Annotated in this window: 4 protein-coding genes; 3 read left to right on the top strand and 1 reads right to left on the bottom strand. The window is 72.8% G+C overall.

The window, feature by feature from the left end; translation table 11 throughout:
* Positions 1–29: 29 nt before the first annotated feature.
* Positions 30–971, top strand: coding sequence for a DMT family transporter (locus G5C51_RS41045; RefSeq protein WP_165245889.1), 942 nt, complete (start codon positions 30–32; stop codon positions 969–971).
* Positions 972–981: 10 nt separating this feature from the next.
* Here the strand turns inward: G5C51_RS41045 and G5C51_RS41040 are convergent, their stop codons facing one another.
* On the bottom strand, positions 982–1,890 hold the full coding sequence (locus G5C51_RS41040) for a LysR family transcriptional regulator (RefSeq protein ID WP_165245887.1): 909 nt from the start codon (positions 1,888–1,890) through the stop codon (positions 982–984).
* A gap of 20 nt (positions 1,891–1,910) precedes the next feature.
* Between G5C51_RS41040 and G5C51_RS41035 the strand changes: the two genes are divergently transcribed.
* Together G5C51_RS41035 and G5C51_RS41030 are read left to right on the top strand one after the other, a co-directional pair.
* Positions 1,911–2,786: a DUF6457 domain-containing protein gene (locus G5C51_RS41035; RefSeq protein ID WP_165245885.1), complete on the top strand. Its 876-nt coding sequence runs from the start codon at positions 1,911–1,913 to the stop codon at positions 2,784–2,786.
* The coding region (locus G5C51_RS41030; RefSeq protein ID WP_420824915.1) for a hypothetical protein at positions 2,783–3,121 on the top strand (339 nt) is incomplete at its 3' end. The genes G5C51_RS41035 and G5C51_RS41030, both read left to right, overlap by 4 nt.

Raw genomic sequence — 3,121 nt, 5'->3', positions numbered from 1 at the left:
GTATAAGAGACAGTCCCTACCGTCCCCACATGACCACCCACACCAAAGGCACCGCCGAACTAACCACCGCCATGGCGATCTCCGGCACCCTCGGCATCTTCGTCGTCGAGTCCGGGGCCGACCCGTTCACCGTGGTCTTCTTCCGTTGCGTCTTCGGTGCTCTCGCGCTCGGGCTCTACTGCCTCGCCCGCGGCTACCTCAAAGCACCCAGCGCCGAAGGCCTACGCGCCATGGGCCTCACCGGCAAGGCCGCGGGACTCGCCGTGCTCGGCGGGGTCTTCATCGTCTTCAACTGGGTGTTCCTCTTCGACGCCATCGAGCGCACCTCCATAGGCGTGGCGACCGTCGTCTACCACACCCAGCCGTTCTACGTCGTGCTCCTCGGCGCCCTGCTCTTCCGCGAGCGGATCACCGCCGACAAGACCGGCTGGCTGGTCATCGCCTTCGGCGGCCTCGTCCTCGTCTCCGGCATCGGCCCCTCCGCCCTCACCGGCGGCGGCCGCGACGGCTATCTCCTCGGCCTCGGCGCGGCCCTGCTCGCCGCGCTCTTCTACGCCTTCGCCACCCTCGCCATCAAGCGCATCGAGGGCGTCCGCCCGCACGTCATCGCCCTCGTCCAGGCCCTGGTCGGCATCCCGTTGCTGCTCCCCTTCGCCGACCTCGCCGGCTCCGCAGACCTGGGCGCCGGCTGGGCGTGGCTGGCCGGGCTCGGGGCGATCCACACCGGCCTGATGTACATCCTCATGTACTCCGCCTACCAGAAGCTCCCGCTGCAGCGCATCGCCGTGCTGATCTTCGTCTACCCGGCCGTCGCGCTCCTCGCCGACTGGGCCGTCTACGGGCACGCGATCACGCTCACCCAGCTCCTCGGCCTCCCGCTGATCGCCGCCGCCACCCTCGGCGTCACCCTCGGCCGCCGCCTCCCGCTGCCCCGCGCCCGTAAGAACAAGGGCTACGTCAAGGCGTGCTGACAGCCCGCAGTCATGGCGCGCTGAGCGGCACCACCGCTGTAGCCTCCTCCGCCACCAGCCGCACCGCCTCGTCGACGAAGAGCCGCTGTTCCCGCGTCAGCCGCTTGCCCCGCCGCCACGCCAGCTGGGTGTACAGCGTGAACGGCGGCTCCCAGTCGAGCCGCGCCAGCCGCCCCGTGGCGATCTCCTCCGCCACCGTCACCGCCGGCAGCAGCGCGATCCCGAGTCCGGCCGCCACCCCCCGCTTGATCGCCTCGATCGTCCCGTACTCCCGGAAGGTCCCGGCACCCTCCCCGAGCGCGGCCCGAAGCCCCTCCCGATACGCGCACCCGACCTCCGTGGCCAGCACCGTCTGCCGCTCCAGCCACCCGGTCTCCACCCCGGCGACCCCGGCCAGTTCATGCCCGGGCGCCGCCACCAGCGCCAGCGGCTCGCGTCCCAGCACCGCGACCTCCACACCCTCGTGCTCGGTCGCCTGCTCCATCAGGAAGCCCAGGTCGTACGTCCCCTGCCGCAGCCCCTGCAGCGTCTCCGCGCAGATGCTCGGCCGCAGCGCCAGCTCCACCTTCGGGTACCGGTGCTGGAAGAGTTCGAGCAGCGGCGGCATCCGGTACGACGTGAGGCTCTCCATCGTCCCCACCACCAGCGACCCCGCCGGCTCCACCGCACCCCCGACATCCGCCCGCGCCTCGTCCGCGAGCGCCAGCAGCTGCTCCGCGTACGGGACCAGCCGCCGCCCCGCGTCGGTCAGCTGGATCCGCCCGCCGAGCCGGTCGAACAAGGCCACGCCCAGATCCGCCTCCAGCGCCTTGATCTGCCCGGTGACGCTGGACTGCGCGTAGTTCAGGTCGGCCGCGGCGCGCGTGAAGCTGAGCACGGAGGCGGTCTTCAGAAAGGTCGCGAGCTGGCGTATCTCCATCACCTGAGACTATGCGGGACATGACATCCGTGGCGTACGACGTGGTCGTCCTCACGGGCGGCGGCGCGCGCCGGCTCGGCGGCGTGGACAAGCCCGCCCTCACCGTCGGCGGCCGCACGCTGCTCGACCGGGTCCTCGCCGCCTGCCCGGACGCCGCCCGTACGGTCGTGGTCGGGCCGCGCCGCCCCACCTCCCGGCCCGTCACCTGGGCCCGCGAACAACCCCAGGGCGGCGGCCCGTTGGCGGCCCTCAAAGCCGGCGTCGACGCCACCGACGCCCCCGTCGTCCTCGCCCTCTCCGGCGACCTGCCCTTCCTCGATACGCCCACCACCACCGCCCTCCGCCACACCCTGGCCACCGTCCCCGCCGCCGACGCCGCACTCCTCACCGACCCCGACGGCCGCGACCAGCCCCTCGTCGCCGCGTATCGTGCCGACCCCCTCCGCCGCGAGCTGGCCCTTCTCGCCGCGGAACACGGCACGCTCACCGGCCTCCCCCTCCGCCTCCTCACCCACGAGCTGAACCTCCACCGCCTCCCGGCGGCCACCGCGGCGACCTTCGACTGCGACACCTGGGAGGACCTCGCCACCGCAAGGGCCCGGATCAGGGAGCATGGGAACGTGTTGGATGAATGGCTGACCGCAGCAAAGCAAGAGCTCGGCATCGAACTCGACGTCGACACCGCCGCCCTGCTCGACCTCGCCCGCGAGGCCGCGCACGGCGTGGCCAGGCCGGCCGCACCGCTGACCACCTTCCTGGTCGGTTACGCGGCCGCGCAGGCGGGCGGCGGCCCCGAGGCGGTCGCCCAGGCGGCCCGTAAGGCCGCGGCACTGGCGGCCCGCTGGTCGGAAGAGTCGGAAGAGTCCGAAGAGTCCGAAGGGGACGGCGAACAGTGACACCGCGCCAGCGCCGTACCACCCCCGAGGAGGACTTCGGCGCGGACGCCCTGTCCCTCGCCAACGCCCACCGCCGGCAGCAGGCGGAGTACGGCGACGCCTTCACCGTGGACGACGAGCCGCTGCCGCAGGCGGCGGGGCCGCAGGCTGCGGGTCCGCACACCCCGCGCGACGCGGACGACGACTTCGCGGACCTGCTGGCCCTGGCCAACAACCGGCCCGCACCGGACAGCGCGGATGAGGGCACCGACGCCGCCGGCAAAGCGGCAAAGGACGTCTTTACGGCGGAGTCACGGCCCCCCACCCCCCGCACCATGACCTGGCCGGAAGCCCAC

This window comes from Streptomyces coryli, assembly GCF_011044975.1.
GTDB lineage: Bacteria > Actinomycetota > Actinomycetes > Streptomycetales > Streptomycetaceae > Streptomyces > Streptomyces coryli.
This window is presented reverse-complemented; position numbering and strand designations above follow the sequence as displayed.

Coding starts and splice junctions, on each gene's coding strand:
- G5C51_RS41045 (WP_165245889.1), top strand. CDS start 30: ATGACCACCCACACCAAAGGCACCGCCGAACTAACCACCGCCATGGCG.
- G5C51_RS41040 (WP_165245887.1), bottom strand. CDS start 1,890: ATGGAGATACGCCAGCTCGCGACCTTTCTGAAGACCGCCTCCGTGCTC.
- G5C51_RS41035 (WP_165245885.1), top strand. CDS start 1,911: ATGACATCCGTGGCGTACGACGTGGTCGTCCTCACGGGCGGCGGCGCG.